Genomic DNA, 18,563 nt, shown 5'->3' with positions numbered 1-18,563 from the left:
CCGACAGGACGGGCACGCGAATGCGCCGACTCTTCGATGCGCCGTCCCGTCAGCTCCCGCTGACCGAGCTCCGCGATCGAGTCGCGGCGAACAACCAGTTGCTCCTCACGGCGATCGTCGCAGTCATCTTCCTCTCCGGCATCCCCGCCGGATGGCTGCCCGACGCGCCCCAGTTCGCTCCCGGTGCGGTGCTCGTCATCGTCGCGGCCATCGCCAGTCTCGCCGTCCCCTGGTCGCGATTGCACCCTTCGTGGGTCGCGGTCATCCCACTGTGCGACATCGTCGCGATCGGGCTCATGCGGACCTCGGATGTCCCGGGTATCGGTCTCCTGTGGGCCTTTCCCACGATGTGGCTGTCGTCGATGGGGCGGTTGTGGTTCGTCGTCGCATGCGTCGGATCCATCGGGTCGTATTGGGTCGCACTCCTGTTCGTTCCGGACTTCCAGCTCACCTGGGCCGTCATCGTCCTCCCGGCCGTCGTCATCGCGATCGGCGCGTCGACGTACAACGCCACTCGACGCTTCCTTGCTCAGCGCGCGCTGCTCGACCGGCAAGCTGAGCGCCTGGTGGCCGCCCTCCGGCATGCCAGCCGCCAGGAGCAACTGCTGACCGAGGTGCTCGACACCGTCGACTTCGGCGTGCTCCGAATCGGCGCGGACGGCGAGATCACCTTCGTCAACGATGCCCTCGGACGGTTCCAGCGACGCATCCCGGGGTTCGGCAGACCCGATGGCAGCGAGACGATCTTCGCGGCGGACGGCGAGACGCCGCTCTCCTCCGAGGATCGGCCGCTGGCCCGCATCGTCCGAGGCGAGACGTTCGATGACGTCGTGGTCTGGTATTCCGTGTCCGAGTCGCGTCGCGCGGCCCTCAGCCTCACCGCGCGACGGATGCGGGATGCCGACGGCAACCCTGCGGGCGTCGTCCTCGTCGCGCGCGACGTGACCGATGAGCGCACCGCTCTGAAGGCGCGCGACAGTCTCGTCGCGTCGGTGTCGCACGAGCTGCGCACACCGCTGACCTCGATCATCGGCTACCTCGAACTGGTGCTCGACACCGAGGACCTGCCCGAGACCGTGCACCGACAGGTCGATGTCGCCTATCGCAACAGCGAGAGGCTCCTCGGCATCGTCTCGGGGATCCTCGCCGCGTCGACCGCCTCGAGGATGTCGGCCGAGGTGACGATCTCCCCTGTGCTCCACGACCTCGGCGCGGTCGTGCGGGCGGCGGCATCCGATCTCACCCCGATCGCCCGCGAGCGAGCCATCCGCATCGATGTGGACGAGGTCGGCGACACGCCGGCGTTCATCGACCCCGCGCGCGTGCGTCAGGTCGTCGACAACCTCATCAGCAACGCGATCAAGTTCAACCGCGACGGCGGCTCGATCACGCTGAACAGCGCGACGGACGGCGATGTCTCCTGGTTCCTCGTGCGCGACACCGGGATCGGGCTCTCGCCGGAGGATCAGGACAGGCTGTTCGAGCGGTTCTTCCGAGCCGAGTCCGGGGTCGCCGGGACGGGTCTGGGGCTCGCGATCAGCCGCGAGATCGCCCGCGCGCACGGCGGCGACATCACCGTCACCTCGACGAAGGGAGTCGGGACGACGTTCATGGTCAGGCTCCCCGCGCATGCGACCAGCACGCCCGTTGCCGCTCCGGAGGGGACCGCATGAAGCTCGACCTCTTCTCGGTGACCGTCATGACGGCTCTGGTCGCGTTCGTGGCGACGGGCATCTTCGTCATCGAGACCCTGCGACGGCGCGACGCGGGCGCGGGCCGGCTGTGGGCGGTCGCGTACCTGTGCGGCACGGCGACCGCCTTCGCGTACATCTCCTGGGCTGCCGGCATCGGGGGCGAGATCGCCATCGCGATCGGGAACTCCGCATTCGTCCTCACTCCGGCGTTCATGTGGCTCGGCAATCGACGCTTCAACGACCGCCCCATCACGTGGCCGTCGGTGGTCGTCGGCGTCCTCGCGGTGACGACGTTCCTGGCGGCCGTCATCCGCGTTCCGGTCGATGGAGCATGGGGCGGGTGGACCGTCATGGCCGCCCACATCGTGCTGTTCTTCCTCGCGGGTGGCTGGGAGGCGCTGCGGAGGCCCATGGGACGCATCGGCAATGCGAAGCTGCTCACAGGTGTCCTCTTCGCCGCAGCCGCGTACTACGCCGCCCGGCTCCTCTGCTTCGTCATCGACGGGCCGGAGGGCGCGTTCTTCCAGACCTGGTTCGGTTCCATCTCGGCGAACATCGCGACGGTCGTCCTGACCATGGTCGCGGTCGTCGTCACCTCGATCCTGCGCGCGACCAAGAGCGCGACGCAGCGTTACGAATGGCTCAGTGAGAACGGCGTGGCCTCCGACGGCATCCTGCTCGGGCGGACCTACCGCGACGCGCTTCGCGACATGGCGGAGCGCGCCGGGTGGCGTCAGGAGCTCGTCAGCGTGATCGTCGTCCACGTCGACGGACTCGATGAAATGGCGGCCGCCTTCGGGTCGGATGCCGCCGACGAGCTCGCCGCCCAATGGCGCCGGTCCGTGCGTCGACACGCGCCGGCCTCGGCGTTCGTGGGCGAGGACGGCGATTCCACACTCGCGGTCTGCGGTGTCGCCAGCACCGCGGCCGATGCGCGTCGTCAGGGCGCGGTGATCTACCGCGGCTGCATCGACGACCTAGCCGGCAACCCGACCGGACTCCTGCCCGTCGTCGGTGTCGGCATCGGACTGACCGAGACCGTCGGCTACGACACGGACGTGCTGATGGAGTCGGCGCGCGGCGCCGCGGTGCGCGCGTCGCGGAGCCTCGAGGCATCCGTCCTCTTCGGCGGACTGGATGAGGCGCGTTCTCACCTGACGTAGGCGGTCCGTGGCATCCTCGAGGGGTGCCACTCATCGCGTTGACCGGCGGAATCGCATCGGGGAAGTCCACCATCGCTCGCCGGCTGGCCGAGCGCGGGGCGGTCGTCGTCGACGCGGATGCGATCGTCCGGGACGTTCAACGGCCCGGCTCTCCGGTCCTCGACGCGATCGCGGCGGAGTTCGGGCCGGACGTGCTGACAGCGGCGGGCGAGCTCGACCGTGCAGGCCTCGCCTCTCGGGTCTTCGGTGATCCGGATGCCGTGGCTCGACTCAACGCGATCGTGCACCCCGCCGTGCGCGAGGAGTCGGCACGGCGCTTCCGCGCTGCGGTCGACGCCGACCCGCGAGCCGTCGTGGTCTACGACGTGCCGCTCCTGCTCGAGGCTCGCGCGGAGGACCCCTGGGAGCTGATCGTCGTCGCCCACGCACCCGCCGCGCTCCGCCGGGAACGGCTGATCTCCCTTCGTGGGATGACAGAGGCGGAGGCGGACGCGAGGCTGGCGGCGCAAGTCGACGACGCGCGGCGTCTGGCGATCGCGGACGTCGTCATCGACACGGCGGGCTCGATCGACGTGACGCTCGCGCAGACCGATGACCTCTGGGCCCGCCTCACGGCCTGACCCGCCCACGCCGACGGCGAACGCCGGAGCCGGTGTCGGGACCCCGGCCTACGCTGGATCCATGCAGACCACGCGATCCGTCCGGCCGTTCGAGGTCATCAGCGAGTACGTCCCGAGCGGCGACCAGCCGCAGGCGATCGCCGACCTCGCCGCGCGCATCAACGCGGGCGAGACCGACGTCGTCCTGCTCGGAGCCACCGGTACCGGAAAGTCCGCCACCACAGCGTGGCTCATCGAGCAGGTGCAGCGGCCGACCCTCGTGATGGCGCACAACAAGACGCTGGCGGCGCAGCTCGCGAACGAGTTCCGCGACCTCCTGCCGAACAACGCCGTCGAGTACTTCGTCAGCTACTACGACTACTACCAGCCCGAGGCCTACGTCCCGCAGACGGACACATTCATCGAGAAGGACTCCTCGATCAACGCCGAGGTCGAGCGCCTGCGCCACTCGACGACGAACTCGCTGCTGAGTCGTCGCGACGTGGTCGTGGTGTCGACCGTCTCGTGCATCTACGGCCTCGGCGCGCCGGAGGAGTACCTCCGCGCGATGGTGGCGCTGCAGGTGGGGGAGCGGTACGACCGCGACGCCCTCATCCGCAAGTTCATCGCGATGCAGTACAACCGCAACGACGTCGACTTCTCGCGAGGCAACTTCCGCGTGCGCGGCGACACCATCGAGATCATCCCCGTGTACGAGGAGTTCGCGGTGCGGATCGAGCTGTTCGGTGACGAGATCGAAGCCCTGTACATGCTGCATCCGCTCACCGGCGACGTCGTGCAGAAGCTCGACAGCGTGCCGATCTTCCCCGCGTCCCACTACGTTGCGGGTACCGACACCGTGCAGCGGGCGATCGGGACGATCGAGCACGAACTCGAGGAGCGTCTCAAGGAGTTCGAGTCGCAGGGCAAGCTCCTCGAGGCGCAGCGTCTGCGGATGCGCACGACGTTCGACCTCGAGATGCTGCAGCAGCTCGGCTTCTGCTCCGGCATCGAGAACTACTCGCGGCACATCGACGGCCGGATGCCGGGGGAGGCTCCGCACACGCTCCTCGACTTCTTCCCCGACGACTTCTTGCTGGTGATCGACGAGTCCCACGTCACCGTGCCGCAGATCGGCGCCATGTACGAGGGGGATGCCTCCCGCAAGCGCACCCTCGTCGACCACGGCTTCCGGCTGCCGAGCGCGATGGACAACCGTCCGTTGCGCTTCGACGAGTTCAAGCAGCGCATCGGGCAGACGGTCTACCTCTCCGCGACTCCGGGGAAGTACGAGATGGGGATCGCCGACGGCGTCGTCGAGCAGATCATCCGGCCGACGGGTCTCATCGACCCGGAGATCATCGTCAAGCCGTCGAAGGGACAGATCGACGACCTGCTCGAGGAGATCCGCATCCGCGTCGGAAAGGACGAGCGCATCCTCGTGACGACGCTCACGAAGAAGATGGCCGAGGAGCTCACCGACTTCCTCGGCGAGCACGGGGTGCGCGTGCGCTATCTCCACTCCGACGTCGACACGCTCCGTCGCGTCGAGCTGTTGACCGAGCTCCGCCAGGGCGTCTACGACGTGCTCGTCGGCATCAACCTCCTGCGTGAAGGTCTCGACCTCCCCGAGGTGTCCCTCGTGGCGATCCTGGATGCCGATAAGGAGGGCTTCCTCCGATCCGGCACCTCCCTCATCCAGACGATCGGTCGCGCGGCGCGAAACGTGTCGGGTGAAGTGCACATGTACGCCGACAGGATCACCGATTCGATGGCCGCGGCCATCGATGAGACGGAACGACGCCGCGAGAAGCAGATCGCCTACAACCTCGAGCACGGCATCGATCCGCAGCCGCTGCGCAAGAAGATTGCCGACATCACCGACGCCCTCGCGCGAGAGGCGAGTGACACGCGCGACATGATGGACAGCCGCGGCAGGAGCAAGACGAAGTCGGGCAAGGGCAAGAGCCCGACCCCGCAGCTGCGGCGCGAAGGCATCGCCGCCGAGGGGGCGAACCAGCTCGAGGCGACCATCGAGGACCTCACCCGCCAGATGCTCGCGGCGGCGGACGAGCTCAAGTTCGAACTCGCCGGCCGGCTTCGCGACGAGGTCCAAGACCTCAAGAAGGAGCTGCGGGCGATGGAGCGGGCCGGTCACGCCTGACCGGCTCCCACGCCGATCAGGGGCAGTGCATGAGGGGGCGCTCGCCGGAGCGGTCGAACGTGTGCTGCGACATCGGCTGCCCGCACAGGGGGCAGGCGCGCTCCGTGCGGACCGGCTCCGGCTCGCTCTCGTACGGACCCACCGACGCGGGACCGGCGTAACGGATGAGGCGGCTGTTCCACCACGAGTAGAACCCGCCGGCGGCCCGAATCCGCTGACGCAGCGGCGGCCGTGATTCCCGTTCCTCGTTCATAATGATTAGTGTACTAACTATTAGGGGAGTGAGGACCATGATGGACGAAGACGTGCTGAAGCTGGAGAGCCAGCTCTGCTTCGCGATCGTGACGGCGGCGCGGAACGTCGTGTCGATCTACCGGCCGGTTCTCGAACCGCTCGGCCTCACCCATCCGCAGTACCTCGTGATGCTCGCACTGTGGGAGAAGGCGCCCCAGTCGCTGGGGGAGTTGGCCTCGACCCTCGCCGTCGAGCCGGCGAGTCTCTCCCCGACGATCAAGCGCCTCGAATCGCAGGGGCGTGTCGCCCGTCGACGCCGCACGAGCGATGAGCGCGTCCTCGACATCGAGCTGACCGAGGACGGACGTGCGCTGCGCGAACGCGCCCTCGACGTGCCCCGACAGATCATGGAGCGGGTCGGGCTCGGCATCGACGACGTGGCGCGTCTCCGTGACGGCCTGCAGCCCTTCGCCGGAGGGCGGGCGACGGTAGCGGACTGATCGCCCGGAGCGAAGACCGGAGCCCGTGTCGGTGGCCCAACCTAGGATTGACCGGTGCCCATCGTCCCCGTTCCCCACGCCTCCAAACTCAGTGTCCGCGGCGCTCGCGTCCACAATCTGAAGAACGTCGACCTCGAGATCCCGCGCGACTCGCTCGTCGTGTTCACCGGCCTGTCCGGGTCGGGCAAGTCGAGCCTCGCCTTCGACACGATCTTCGCCGAGGGCCAGCGCCGGTACATCGAGTCGCTCAGCTCCTACGCGCGGCAGTTCCTGGGGCAGGTGGACCGTCCGGACGTCGACTTCATCGAAGGACTCAGCCCTGCCGTCTCGATCGACCAGAAGTCGACCAACCGGAACCCTCGGTCGACGGTGGGCACGATCACCGAGATCAACGACTACATGCGACTGCTGTGGGCGCGGGTCGGCGTGCCCCACTGCCCCGAGTGCGGTGAGCGCATCCAGCGCCAGACGGTCCAGCAGATCGCCGACCAGCTCATGGAGCTGCCCGAGCGGACGAGGTATCAGATCGTCGCTCCCGTCGTCTCGCAGAAGAAGGGCGAATTCGTCGACCTCTTCAAGGAGCTGTCGGCGAAGGGCTACGCCCGGGCGATCGTCGACGGCGAGGCCGTGCAGCTGGCCGAGCCCCCGACGCTGAAGAAGAGCTACAAGCACGACATCGCCGTCGTCGTCGACCGCCTCGTGGCGAGCCCCGACATCCTGACCCGTGTCACCGACTCGGTGGAGACGGCGCTCGGCCTGGCCGGCGGCATCCTGCAGGTCAACTTCGTCGACGAAGAGGGTGACGATGCCTGGCAGAGCTACAGCGAGAAGCTGGCCTGTCCGAACGGCCACCCGCTCCAGCTGACCGAGATCGAGCCTCGGACGTTCTCGTTCAACGCACCGTTCGGTGCCTGCCCGGCGTGCTCCGGGCTGGGCACGCGTATGTCCGTCGACACCGAGCTGCTCCTCGGCGACGAGGAGCTCTCCATCGCCGAGGGAGTCATCGTCCCGTGGACGACGCAGGGTAAGGGCCTGTTCCAGTACTACGAGCGTCTGCTCGTCGGGCTCGCCGACGACCTCGGCTTCTCCCTCGACACCCCGTGGAAGGACCTGCCCGCCGACATCCAGGACGCGGTCCTCTCGGGCGAGAACTACAAGGTCACGGTCAAGTGGAAGAACCGCTACGGACGTGAGATGCGGTACGCGTCCGGGTTCGAGGGAGTGATCCCCTACATCGAGCGTCAGTTCACTCAGGCCGAGACCGACACGCAGCGACAGCGGTGGTCCGAGTTCCTGCGCGAAGTGCCGTGCCCCGTCTGCAACGGCGACCGTCTCAAGCCCGAGGTCCTCTCGGTCCTCGTCCACGGGCACTCGATCGCGGATGCCTCGCGCCTGAGCCTCGGCGAGGCGCAGGCCTTCTTCGCCGACATGGCCCTCACCGATCGCGAGGCGACGATCGCGGCCGCGGTGCTCCGCGAGATCCGCGCCCGTCTCGACTTCCTCATCCAGGTGGGACTGAACTACCTGAGCCTCAGTCGCGCCGCCGGTTCGCTCTCGGGTGGTGAGGCGCAGCGCATCCGTCTGGCGACGCAGATCGGCTCCGGCCTGACAGGGGTGCTCTACGTCCTCGACGAGCCCTCGATCGGACTCCACCAGCGCGACAACCGTCGACTCATCGAGACGCTCGTGCGACTCAAGAGTCTCGGGAACACGCTCGTCGTCGTCGAGCACGACGAAGAGACCATCCACGCGGCCGACTGGATCGTCGACATCGGCCCGCGCGCGGGTGTCGAGGGCGGCAACGTGGTCCACTCCGGTCCCGTCGACCAGCTTCTGACCGACGAGGAGTCCATCACGGGCGCCTACCTCAGCGGACGCCGCGCGATCACCATGCCGAAGAAGCGTCGGAAGATCGACAAGGGCCGGCAGCTGCGTGTCGTCGGTGCGCGCGCGAACAACCTCCAGAACGTCACGGTGGACTTCCCGCTGGGCGTCCTGACCGCCGTCACGGGTGTGAGCGGGTCGGGCAAGTCGTCTCTCGTGAACGGCATCCTCTACGAAGTCCTCGCGACCAAGCTCAACGGGGCGCGTCGCGTCGCCGGCAAGCACACCCGCGTGACCGGCCTCGAGCACCTCGACAAGGTGGTCCATGTCGATCAGGCACCCATCGGGCGGACGCCCCGCTCGAACCCGGCCACCTACACCGGCGTCTTCGACCGGATCAGGTCGCTGTTCGCCGAGACGACTGAGGCCAAGACGCGCGGCTACCAGCCGGGGCGCTTCAGCTTCAACGTCAAGGGTGGACGCTGCGAGGCGTGCTCGGGCGACGGCACGATCAAGATCGAGATGAACTTCCTGCCCGACGTCTACGTCGACTGCGAGGTGTGCCACGGCCAGCGCTACAACCGCGACACCCTGACGGTCCACTACAAGGGCAAGAACATCGCCGAGGTCCTCAACATGCCGATCTCCGAGGCGGCCGAGTTCTTCGAACCGATCCAGGCGATCCACCGGTACCTCAAGACGCTCGTCGACGTCGGCCTGGGCTACGTCCGGCTCGGGCAGTCCGCGACGACGCTCTCGGGCGGCGAGGCTCAGCGTGTCAAGCTCGCCACCGAACTCCAGCGTCGATCGAACGGCAGGACGATCTACGTGCTCGATGAGCCGACCACGGGTCTCCACTTCGAGGACGTCCAGCGCCTGCTCGAGGTACTGAACAGCCTCGTCGACAAGGGCAACTCGGTCCTCGTCATCGAGCACAACCTCGACGTCATCAAGTCGTCGGACTGGGTCATCGACCTCGGCCCCGAGGGCGGGTCCGGCGGCGGCACGATCGTCGCGACCGGCACGCCGGAGCAGGTCGCGGCGGTTCCCGAGAGCCACACGGGTCAGTTCCTCGCCGAGCTCTTGGACGTGGCGCCCGCGCGTAAGGCGGGCTGAGGTGGCCTCCGTCCTGCCGTACAAGCCGAAGCCGGGGGAGATCCCCACCGACCCCGGCGTCTATCGGTTCCTCGACGCGGATGGCCGGATCCTGTACGTCGGCAAGGCGAAGAACCTGCGGGCGCGACTGTCGAACTACTTCGCGCCGCTGCACACGCTGCACGAGCGCACGCGGCGCATGGTGACGACGGCCGCGAAGGTCGAGTGGACGGTCGTGGCGACCGACATCGATTCGCTGCAGCTCGAGTACACGTGGATCCAGGAGTACTCGCCGCCGTTCAACGTCCGGTACAAGGACGACAAGTCCTACCCGTACATGGCGGTGACTCTCGGCGACGAGGCGCCGCGGGTGATCGTGACACGGAACCGCCGCATCCGTGGTGCGAAGTACTTCGGCCCGTACCCCAAGGTGTGGGCGGTCCACGACACGATCGATCAGCTGATCAAGGTGTTCCCGATCCGCACGTGCAGTGACTCGTCGTACAAGAAGGCCATGGCGACGGGGCGGCCGTGCTTCCCCGGCCAGATCGGCCGATGCGGCGGCCCGTGCTCGATGAAGGTCACCATCGAGGAGCATCGCGCGATCGTCGACGACTTCATCGCCTTCATGTCAGGCAGCGATAAGCGCTACACGAAGCGGATGGAAGCGCGCATGCGCGAAGCGGCGGCCGCGATGGACTACGAGACCGCGGCCTCGTACCGCGACAAGCTGCAGGCTCTCGACGCCGTCCTCAACCGCAGCGCGCTCGTCCTCAGTGAGGACACGGATGCCGATCTCTTCGGTGTCGCCGAGGACGAGCTGTCCGCGGCGGTGCAGCACTTCATCGTCCGCGGCGGGCGGGTGCGCGGCGTGCGCGCGACGACGATCGACAAGGAGCTCGACATCTCCGGCCCGGAGCTGGTCGACCAGATCCTCCAGCGCGCGTACGGAGCCGCCGGGGCCGAGGACATCCCGCGTCAGGTGCTCGTCCCGACTCTGCCCGACGACACCGCGGAGCTCGAGGAGTGGCTGCAGTCCCGGCGCGGCAAGAAGGTCGCCGTCCAGATCGCGCAGCGCGGTCAGAAGGCGGACCTCATGCGCACAGCGACCCTCAACGCGCAGCAGGCGCTCATGCTCCACAAGACCCGCAGGACGAGCGATTACACGTCCCGCACCAAGGCGCTCACCGATCTGCAGGAGGCGCTGGGGATGTCCGAGGCGCCGCTGCGGATCGAGTGCTTCGACGTCTCCCACCTCGGGGGGACGGGTGTGGTCGCCTCGATGGTCGTGTTCGAGGACGGCCTGCCCCGCAAGGATCAGTACCGTTCCTTCTCGGTGAACGAGACCACCGACGACACCGACTCGATGTACCAGGTGCTCATGCGGCGTCTGGCCCACATCGACCGCGATGAGGCCGAGCAGGAGGCCATCGATCCGATGGCTGACGGTGAGGTGGACACCACGCGCAAGCGGCCCCGCTTCGCCTACCGTCCTCAGCTGCTCCTCGTCGACGGCGGCCAGCCGCAGGTGGCGGCCGCCGCTCGGGCCCTGCGCGACGCAGGTCACGAAGAGATCGCGCTCTGCGGGATCGCGAAGCGCCTCGAGGAGGTCTGGTTGCCGGACGACGACTTCCCGGTCATCCTCCCGCGGTCCTCCGAGGCCCTGTACCTGCTGCAACGCCTGCGCGACGAGGCTCACCGCTTCGCGATCACGCATCAGCGCAAGAAGCGCGGACGCGACATCACCACGGTCCTGGCCGAGGTCCCGGGCCTCGGGGAGGCGCGCATCAAGGCGCTGCTCCGGCACTTCGGATCGGTCAGCAAGTTGAAGCAAGCGACCCCGGAGGAGATCCAGGAGCTTCCCGGTATCGGTCCGCGTCTGGCCTCCAGCATCCACTCGCATCTGGCGGTTGGGTCGGTCACTGCCGGATCCGGTGGTTAGGCTGGGATCACACGCGTGGAAGGCGGGACGGGCATGAACGGCCAGACGGCGGGCGAGGTCCTGATCGTCACCGGCATGTCCGGAGCAGGACGCACCACAGCGGCGAACGCCCTCGAGGACCTCGACTGGTACGTCGTGGACAACCTCCCGCCGCAGATGCTGTCCCACCTGCTCGATCTCACCGCTCTCGCGGCGGATGCCCTACCCAAGGTCGCAGCGGTCGTGGACGTTCGCGGCCGCCAGCTGTTCGGCGAGCTGCCGTCGGTGACCCGATCGCTCCGCGACGGACGCCAGCTGCGCGTTCTGTTCCTGGATGCCTCCGACGACGTCCTCGTCCGCCGGTTCGAGGCGGTGCGACGGCCGCACCCGCTCCAGGGCGAGGGGACGATCCTCGACGGCATCCGGCGGGAGCGCGAACGCGTCGCCGCCATCCGCGAAGCGGCGGATGTCATCGTCGACACGAGCGGGCTGAACATCCACCAGCTGGCGAATCGGATCGTCGATCTCTTCAGCGCCGACGGGGATGCCCGTCACACGGTCACGGTCATGAGCTTCGGCTTCAAGTACGGGCTCCCGCCCGACGTCGACCTCGTGGCGGACATGCGCTTCCTGCCCAACCCGTACTGGGAGCCCTCGCTGCGGGCCCTGACGGGGGAGGACGAGGACGTGCGGGACTTCGTCCTCGGCCAGGACGGTGCGAGAGAGTTCATCGACGCCTATGCCGCCGCCCTCCACCCGGTCCTGCAGGGCTATCAGCGGGAGAACAAGCGCCACTCCGTCATCGCCATCGGATGCACCGGAGGCAAGCACCGCTCGGTCGTCACGTCGATCGAGCTCGCCGAACGATTGGCCGTGGAGCAGGGTGTCGCGGTGAGGGTCACGCACCGTGACCTGGGTCGCGAGTGAGCAGTGCGCGAGTAAGCTGATCCTTTGTCCCCGATCGCCCCCACCGAAGGATCCCCGTGCCGCTGACTGCTGACGTGAAGACGGAACTCACCTCGGTGCGAGACCCGCGGCCCACCGCACGCGTCGCAGAACTCACCACGATCCTGCGCTTCTCCGGCGGCCTCCACTCGATCGCCGGCCGCGTCGCCGTCGAGGCCGAGGTCGAGACGGACGTGCTCGCCCGCCGGGTCGCCCGCGACCTCGTCGAGATCTACGGCGTCCGCCCTGAACTCGCCCACGTGCAGTCGTCGGGTGGGCGCTCCGCCAACCTCGTCGCCGTCCGCGTCATCGAGGGCGGCGAGACCCTCGCCCGGCAGACCGGACTGCTCGACAACCGACGACGCCCGGTCCGCGGTCTCCCCAACAAGCTCACCACCGGCGCCCGTCCCGACCTGGCCGCCGTGTGGCGCGGGGCGTTCCTCGCAGCGGGCAGCCTCTCGGACCCCGGGCGCTCCGCCGCCCTCGAAGTCGCCTGCCCCTCGGGGGAGGCCGCCATGGCGCTCGTGGGCGCCGCTCACCGCCTCGGGATCGCAGCGAAGGCCCGCGAGGTGCGCGGCGTGCCCCGTGTCGTCGTCCGCGACGGCGAGGCGATCCGCGCCACCCTGCTCATGATGGGCGCGCAGAAGACCGCCGCCGCGTGGGAGGAGATGCGCCAGCGCAGGGAGGTGCGTGCCGGCGTGAACCGCCTCGTCAACTTCGACGACGCGAACCTCCGTCGCTCCGCGCAGGCAGCCGTCGCCGCCTGCGCCCGCGTCGAGCGCGCGCTCGAGATCCTCGGCGACACCGTGCCGGACCACCTGAAGCAGGCCGGAGATCTGCGCCTCGCCCATCGGGACGCGAGTCTCGACGAGCTCGGCCACCACGCCGATCCGCCGATGACGAAGGATGCCGTGGCGGGCCGCATCCGGCGCCTCCTCGCCATGGCCGACAAGAAGGCCGCGCAGGATGGCATCCCGGACACCGAGTCCGCCGTTCCTGCCGGCCTCGAAGACTGACGGGATACATCCCCTCTTCCCGGGAAGCAACCGGGTGCCCGGTGGGTTGGCCCTCAATAGGATGAATCCGACCGGCTGCGCCGTGTGCGCAGCACCGACAGAAGGAAGAGGACATGGCGAAGTACACCCTGCCTGAGCTCCCGTACGACTACTCCGCTCTCGAGCCGAGCATCAGTGGCAAGATCATGGAGCTTCACCACTCGAAGCACCACCAGGCCTACGTGACGGGCGCGAACACCGCCCTCGAACAGCTCGCCGAGGCGCGCGAGACCGGCAACCTCGCGAACGTCAACAAGCTCGAGAAGGACCTCGCGTTCAACCTCGGCGGACACGTCAACCACTCGATCTTCTGGACCAACCTCGCTCCTGCGTCGCAGGGTGGCGGCGGCGAGCCCGAGGGCGAGCTCCGTTCGGCGATCGACGAGTTCTTCGGCGGTTTCGACAAGTTCCAGGCGCACTTCACGGCGGCAGCCACCGGCATCCAGGGATCGGGCTGGGCCGTGCTCAGCTGGGATCCGATCGGTGAGCAGCTCATCATCCAGCAGCTCTTCGACCAGCAGTCGAACACGGCGCAGGGCACCGTCCCGATCTTCCAGCTCGACATGTGGGAGCACGCCTTCTACCTCGACTACCTCAACGTCAAGGCGGACTACGTCAAGGCGGCGTGGAACATCGCGAACTGGCAGAACGTCGCACAGCGTCTCGACGCCGCGCGTGAGAAGACGGCGGGCCTGCTCTAGTAGTAGGGTCGTTCACAGGTGAGGATGCCGGGCTCCTCCCGGCAACGGGGGCTGAGCCCCGGCATCCTCTCTCATTTCCAGCACATCGCGGGTCGACCCCGTTCATGGGGCGTGCGCGAAGAAAAACGGGAGACAACGTGTCTGTCAAGATCGGCATCAACGGCTTCGGCCGTATCGGACGCAACTTCCTTCGCGCGGCGCTCGCGCAGGGAGCTGACCTGGAGATCGTGGCGGTGAACGACCTCACCGACAACAAGAGCCTCGCTCACCTCCTCAAGTACGACTCCGTCGGCGGTCGCCTCGACGCCGAGGTCTCGTACACCGAGGACTCGATCACGGTCAACGGCAAGACCATCAAGGTCTTCGAAGAGCGCGACCCCGCCAACCTCCCCTGGGGCGACCTGGGCGTCGACATCGTCATCGAGTCGACCGGTCGTTTCACCAAGGCCGCAGACGCCAAGAAGCACATCGCCGGCGGCGCCAAGAAGGTCATCATCTCGGCTCCCGGCACCGACGTCGACGGCACGTTCGTCATGGGCGTCAACGACGGCACGTACGACTCCGAGACGATGCACGTCATCTCGAACGCGTCCTGCACCACGAACTGCCTCGCGCCCATCGCCAAGGTCTTCAACGACAACTTCGGCATCGAGCGCGGCTTCATGATGACGGCCCACGCCTACACCGCCGACCAGAACCTCCAGGACGGCCCCCACGGCGACCTGCACCGCGCCCGCGCCGCGGCGATCAACATCGTCCCCGCCGCGACCGGTGCCGCGAAGGCCATCGGCCTCGTTCTGCCCGAGCTGAACGGCAAGCTCAGCGGCTCGTCGTACCGCGTGCCCGTGCCCACCGGCTCGATCGTCGACCTCACGGTCGTCACCCCGACCGAGGGCCTGACCGCCGAGGTCATCAACGCCGCGTTCGAGAAGGCCGCTGCCGAGGGCGACCTCGTCGGATACATGAAGTACAACACCGACGCGATCGTCTCCAGCGACATCCAGCTCGACCCGCACTCGTCGGTGTTCGACGCCGGCCAGACCAACGTGTCGGGCAACCTGGTCAAGATCTCGTCCTGGTACGACAACGAGTGGGGCTACTCGAACCGCCTCGTCGACCTCACCGAGCTCGTCGCCAGCAAGCTCTGACGATGGCTCTGCGCACCCTCGATTCGCTGGGTTCGCTCGCAGGCAAGCGCGTCATCGTCCGTGTCGACTTCAACGTCCCCCTGAAGGACGGCGTCATCACGGACGATGGCCGCGTGCGTGCGGCCATCCCCACGCTCCGCGCGTTGGTCGAGCAGGGGGCGCGCGTCATCGCGGTCTCCCACCTCGGCCGCCCCGACGGCGCACCGGACGCGAAGTACAGCCTCGCTCCGGTCGCGTCGCGTCTGTCCGAGCTGCTCGGCCAGGAGGTCGCGTTCGCGACCGACACCGTCGGCGACTCGGCTCGTGACGTCGTCGCCGCCCTCGCGGACGGTCAGGTCGCCGTCCTCGAGAACCTCCGCTTCAACGCGGGGGAGACGGCTAAGGATGACTCGGCCCGCCGCGCCTTCGCCGAGCAGCTCGCCGCCCACGGCGACGCGCTCGTCTCGGACGGGTTCGGTGTCGTGCACCGCAAGCAGGCGTCGGTCTATGACCTCGCCGAGCTCCTGCCGTCCGCTGCCGGCCTTCTGATCGAGAAGGAGGTCGACGTCCTCGACCGCCTCACCGAACGCCCTGAGCGTCCCTACGCGGTCGTTCTGGGCGGTTCCAAGGTCAGCGACAAGCTCGGCGTCATCGAGCACCTCCTGCCGCGCGTGGACAAGATCCTCGTCGGCGGCGGCATGCTCTTCACCTTCCTCGCGGCACAGGGCCACAAGGTCGGCAAGAGCCTCCTCGAGGTCGACCAGCTCGACACCGTCCGCGGCTACATGGAGACGGCGCGCGAGCGCGGCGTCGAGCTGATCCTGCCGGTCGACGCCGTGATGGCGTCGGGCTTCGCGGCGGACGCGGACCACGTCGTGGCATCCGCCGACGCCCTCGAGGACACCGACTTCGGTGCCGACGGCATGGGACTGGACATCGGCCCGAAGACGGCGGAGCAGTTCGCCGAGGCGATCCGCGGCGCGAAGACGGTCTTCTGGAACGGCCCGATGGGCGTATTCGAGATGGAGGCCTTCGCCGCCGGGACGAAGACGGTCGCACAGGCGCTCACCGAGGTCGACGGTCTGTCGGTCGTCGGCGGCGGCGATTCGGCCGCTGCCGTCCGGCAGCTCGGCTTCGCCGACGACGATTTCGGCCACATCTCCACCGGTGGTGGAGCCAGCCTCGAGTTCCTCGAGGGTAAGAAGCTGCCCGGATTGGAGATCCTCGGATGGGAAGCGTGACCCGTAAGCCGCTCATCGCCGGCAACTGGAAGATGAACCTCGACCACCTGCAGGCGGTCGCGTTCGTCCAGAAGCTGCATTGGACGCTGAAGGATGCGGCGCACGAGACCGACTCGGTCGAGGTGGCGGTCTTCCCGCCGTTCACCGACCTCCGCACCGTGCAGACGCTCATGGACGCCGACAAGATCCCGTTCGCCCTCGGCGCGCAGGACGTGTCGGCGAAGGATTCTGGAGCGTACACGGGCGAGGTCTCGGGCGCGTTCCTGAAGAAGCTCGACGTGCACTACGTGATCATCGGTCACTCGGAGCGTCGCGAGTACCACGCGGAGTCAGACGAGATCGTCGCCGGAAAGGTGCAGGCCGCGCTCCGGCACGGTCTCGTACCCGTGATCTGCGTCGGTGAGACGCTCGAGCAGCGCGAGGAGTCCGGCCCCACGGCCGTGTCCGTCGCGCAGCTGCGCGCCGCCCTCGAGGGTGTCGCGTCGGACGCGGACATCGTCGTGGCGTACGAGCCCGTCTGGGCGATCGGCACCGGTCAGGTCGCATCGCCCGAGCAGGCTCAGGAAGTCTGCGCGGCGCTGCGATCGGTGGTCGCGGATTCCCTGGGGGATGCCGCAGCCGAGCGCACCCGCATCCTCTACGGCGGATCGGTCAAGTCGGGCAACATCGCCAGCTTCATGCGCGAGCCCGACGTCGATGGAGCCCTCGTCGGTGGTGCGAGCCTGCTGGCGGACGAGTTCGCCGCGATCATCCGATACCAGAAGCACGTCGGCGTATGACCTCGAGCGGTGCGGCGCCTCACGGCGTCGCACCGCTCAGCCGGTATACTCGTGCGAACGCCGAGTCATTCGGCGACCCGAAAGGCTTTCAACGACTGTGGACATCCTCCAGCTTGTGCTGCAGGTGCTGCTGGGACTCACCAGCCTCCTGCTCACGCTCCTGATCCTTCTGCACAAGGGCCGCGGCGGCGGCCTCTCCGACATGTTCGGCGGCGGTATGAGCTCGGCGATGGGCTCTTCGGGCCTCGCTGAGCGCAACCTCAACCGCTTCACGGTCGTCCTGGCGCTCGTGTGGTTCGTCTCGATCGTGGCCCTCGGCCTGATCACGAAGTTCCAGAGCATCTGATGGCGACCGGGGGGAACGCGATTCGGGGCACCCGCGTGGGTGCGGGCCCGATGGGGGAGCAGGACCACGGTCACCACGCCGACCGTGTGGCGGTCTCGTATTGGGATGCCCTCGGAAACGAGACGGTGCGCTATTTCGCAGCCGGGATCGCCGAGGACGAGATCCCCGAGACGATCGACTCGCCGCACTCCGGTCTTCCGGCAGGTCGCGACAAGGCCAATCCGCCGGCGCTGGCCAAGACCGAGCCGTACAAGACGCACCTCGCGTACGTGAAGGAGCGGCGCTCCGACGAAGAAGCGGAGTCGATCCTCGGCGACGCTCTGCAGCAGCTGCGCGAGCGGCGCGGTCAGGACTGAGCGGCGCTCGACGCACCACGACAGACCCCGGGTTCGTTCAGAACTCGGGGTCTATCAGTTCCTCCGGGACGTTCTTCGCGGCAGCCTCATCCACGAAGAACACGGTCTGCTTCCGCCCCTTCGCGCCGGCCGCCGGGACCGAGTGGTAGCTCGCGCCGGCGAGGGCCAGCCCCAGCGCCGACGCCTTGTCCGTACCGGGCAGGACGAGCCACACCCGCCGGGACGAGTTGATGACCGGTCGCGTCAGGGTGATCCGGTCGGACGGTGGCACGGGAGAGTCCCGCACGGCGAGGACCGAGTGGTCGGTGTCGCCGATCTCGCTCCGGTCGGGGAACAGCGAGGCGATGTGCCCGTCCGGTCCCACCCCCAGGAAGGCGATGGTGAATCGGGGCCAAGCCTGCCCGGCCGCACCGTACTCCGCGAGCTCAGCGGCGTAATCGGTCGCGGCCTCGTCATGGCTCCGACCCGCACCCGCTGCCGAGATCGGGTGGATGTTCTGCTCGGGGACGTCGATCTGCGACAGGAACGCGTGACGGGCCGCCACCTCGTTGCGGGCAGGATCGTCGGCCGCGACGAAGCGCTCGTCACCCCACCAGAAGTGAACCTTCGACCAGTCCACATCGCGACGGGCTGAGCTTTCGCCGGCTGCCTGGAGGACGGACGTACCCGCCGTGCCGCCGGTCAGCAGGACGTGCGTGGTCTTCCCCTCGCTCGCGCGTGAAGAGATCCGTTGGAAGAAGCGCTTCGCGACACCTTCGGCCAGGGTCCGGGCATCCGGACTGACGACGACGCGCTTCTCCGCGCGGAACTCCGACATGC

At 68.1% G+C, this 18,563-nt stretch carries 17 protein-coding genes; 15 read left to right on the top strand and 2 right to left on the bottom strand.

Going from position 1 to position 18,563, the window contains the following annotated elements:
• Positions 1–20 precede the first annotated feature (20 nt).
• From MRBLMI1x_RS13375 to uvrB, 4 genes are all read left to right on the top strand, one after another.
• The gene (locus tag MRBLMI1x_RS13375; RefSeq protein WP_363459288.1) at positions 21–1,673 is read left to right on the top strand and encodes a sensor histidine kinase; all 1,653 of its coding nucleotides are present in this window, start codon (positions 21–23) and stop codon (positions 1,671–1,673) included.
• A complete protein-coding gene (locus MRBLMI1x_RS13370; RefSeq protein WP_018186493.1) occupies positions 1,670–2,857 on the top strand; it encodes a hypothetical protein in 1,188 nt (395 codons plus the stop codon). The genes MRBLMI1x_RS13375 and MRBLMI1x_RS13370 overlap by 4 nt, the downstream gene beginning before the upstream one ends.
• A gap of 23 nt (positions 2,858–2,880) precedes the next feature.
• A complete protein-coding gene (gene coaE / locus MRBLMI1x_RS13365) occupies positions 2,881–3,477 on the top strand; it encodes a dephospho-CoA kinase (RefSeq protein WP_363459286.1) in 597 nt (198 codons plus the stop codon).
• A gap of 61 nt (positions 3,478–3,538) precedes the next feature.
• Positions 3,539–5,620 (top strand): excinuclease ABC subunit UvrB, encoded by a 2,082-nt coding sequence (uvrB, locus tag MRBLMI1x_RS13360; protein ID WP_336123477.1) that lies wholly within the window; start codon positions 3,539–3,541, stop codon positions 5,618–5,620.
• Positions 5,621–5,636: 16 nt separating this feature from the next.
• Here the strand turns inward: uvrB and MRBLMI1x_RS13355 are convergent, their stop codons facing one another.
• Entirely contained in the window at positions 5,637–5,873 is a 237-nt protein-coding gene (locus MRBLMI1x_RS13355; protein WP_018186496.1) for a hypothetical protein, read from the bottom strand.
• A gap of 40 nt (positions 5,874–5,913) precedes the next feature.
• Between MRBLMI1x_RS13355 and MRBLMI1x_RS13350 the strand changes: the two genes are divergently transcribed.
• The 11 genes from MRBLMI1x_RS13350 (at position 5,914) to MRBLMI1x_RS13300 (ending at position 17,744) form a co-directional block, all read left to right on the top strand.
• A complete protein-coding gene (locus MRBLMI1x_RS13350) occupies positions 5,914–6,354 on the top strand; it encodes a MarR family winged helix-turn-helix transcriptional regulator (RefSeq protein WP_020097516.1) in 441 nt (146 codons plus the stop codon).
• Between the two features lie 54 nt (positions 6,355–6,408).
• A complete protein-coding gene (gene uvrA, locus MRBLMI1x_RS13345; RefSeq protein WP_116229253.1) occupies positions 6,409–9,294 on the top strand; it encodes an excinuclease ABC subunit UvrA in 2,886 nt (961 codons plus the stop codon).
• Position 9,295: 1 nt separating this feature from the next.
• Positions 9,296–11,215 carry an excinuclease ABC subunit UvrC gene (gene uvrC / locus MRBLMI1x_RS13340; RefSeq protein WP_116229252.1) on the top strand — a complete coding sequence of 640 codons (1,920 nt, stop codon included), beginning with the start codon at positions 9,296–9,298 and terminating at the stop codon, positions 11,213–11,215.
• Positions 11,216–11,248: 33 nt separating this feature from the next.
• Positions 11,249–12,121 (top strand): RNase adapter RapZ, encoded by an 873-nt coding sequence (gene rapZ / locus MRBLMI1x_RS13335; RefSeq protein WP_018186500.1) that lies wholly within the window; start codon positions 11,249–11,251, stop codon positions 12,119–12,121.
• A gap of 56 nt (positions 12,122–12,177) precedes the next feature.
• Entirely contained in the window at positions 12,178–13,155 is a 978-nt protein-coding gene (gene whiA / locus MRBLMI1x_RS13330) for a DNA-binding protein WhiA (protein WP_018186501.1), read from the top strand.
• 113 nt (positions 13,156–13,268) lie between these two features.
• A complete protein-coding gene (locus tag MRBLMI1x_RS13325; RefSeq protein WP_020097512.1) occupies positions 13,269–13,895 on the top strand; it encodes a superoxide dismutase in 627 nt (208 codons plus the stop codon).
• 137 nt (positions 13,896–14,032) lie between these two features.
• On the top strand, positions 14,033–15,043 hold the full coding sequence (gene gap / locus MRBLMI1x_RS13320; protein WP_018186503.1) for a type I glyceraldehyde-3-phosphate dehydrogenase: 1,011 nt from the start codon (positions 14,033–14,035) through the stop codon (positions 15,041–15,043).
• A gap of 2 nt (positions 15,044–15,045) precedes the next feature.
• On the top strand, positions 15,046–16,263 hold the full coding sequence (locus MRBLMI1x_RS13315; protein WP_018186504.1) for a phosphoglycerate kinase: 1,218 nt from the start codon (positions 15,046–15,048) through the stop codon (positions 16,261–16,263).
• A complete protein-coding gene (gene tpiA, locus MRBLMI1x_RS13310; RefSeq protein WP_363459281.1) occupies positions 16,251–17,042 on the top strand; it encodes a triose-phosphate isomerase in 792 nt (263 codons plus the stop codon). Before MRBLMI1x_RS13315 ends, tpiA begins: the two co-directional genes overlap by 13 nt.
• A gap of 97 nt (positions 17,043–17,139) precedes the next feature.
• A complete protein-coding gene (gene secG, locus MRBLMI1x_RS13305; RefSeq protein ID WP_018186506.1) occupies positions 17,140–17,388 on the top strand; it encodes a preprotein translocase subunit SecG in 249 nt (82 codons plus the stop codon).
• A complete protein-coding gene (locus MRBLMI1x_RS13300) occupies positions 17,388–17,744 on the top strand; it encodes an RNA polymerase-binding protein RbpA (RefSeq protein WP_018186507.1) in 357 nt (118 codons plus the stop codon). Before secG ends, MRBLMI1x_RS13300 begins: the two co-directional genes overlap by 1 nt.
• Before the next feature lie 37 nt (positions 17,745–17,781).
• Here the strand turns inward: MRBLMI1x_RS13300 and pgl are convergent, their stop codons facing one another.
• Positions 17,782–18,561 carry a 6-phosphogluconolactonase gene (pgl, locus tag MRBLMI1x_RS13295; RefSeq protein ID WP_363459278.1) on the bottom strand — a complete coding sequence of 260 codons (780 nt, stop codon included), beginning with the start codon at positions 18,559–18,561 and terminating at the stop codon, positions 17,782–17,784.
• Positions 18,562–18,563: the final 2 nt, after the last annotated feature.

Origin of the sequence: Microbacterium sp. LMI1x-1-1.1, assembly GCF_040676205.1 — a bacterium.
Classification (GTDB): domain Bacteria; phylum Actinomycetota; class Actinomycetes; order Actinomycetales; family Microbacteriaceae; genus Microbacterium; species Microbacterium aquilitoris.
The sequence above is the reverse complement of the archived record's forward strand: the minus strand, read 5'-3'. Positions and strand labels throughout refer to the sequence as shown.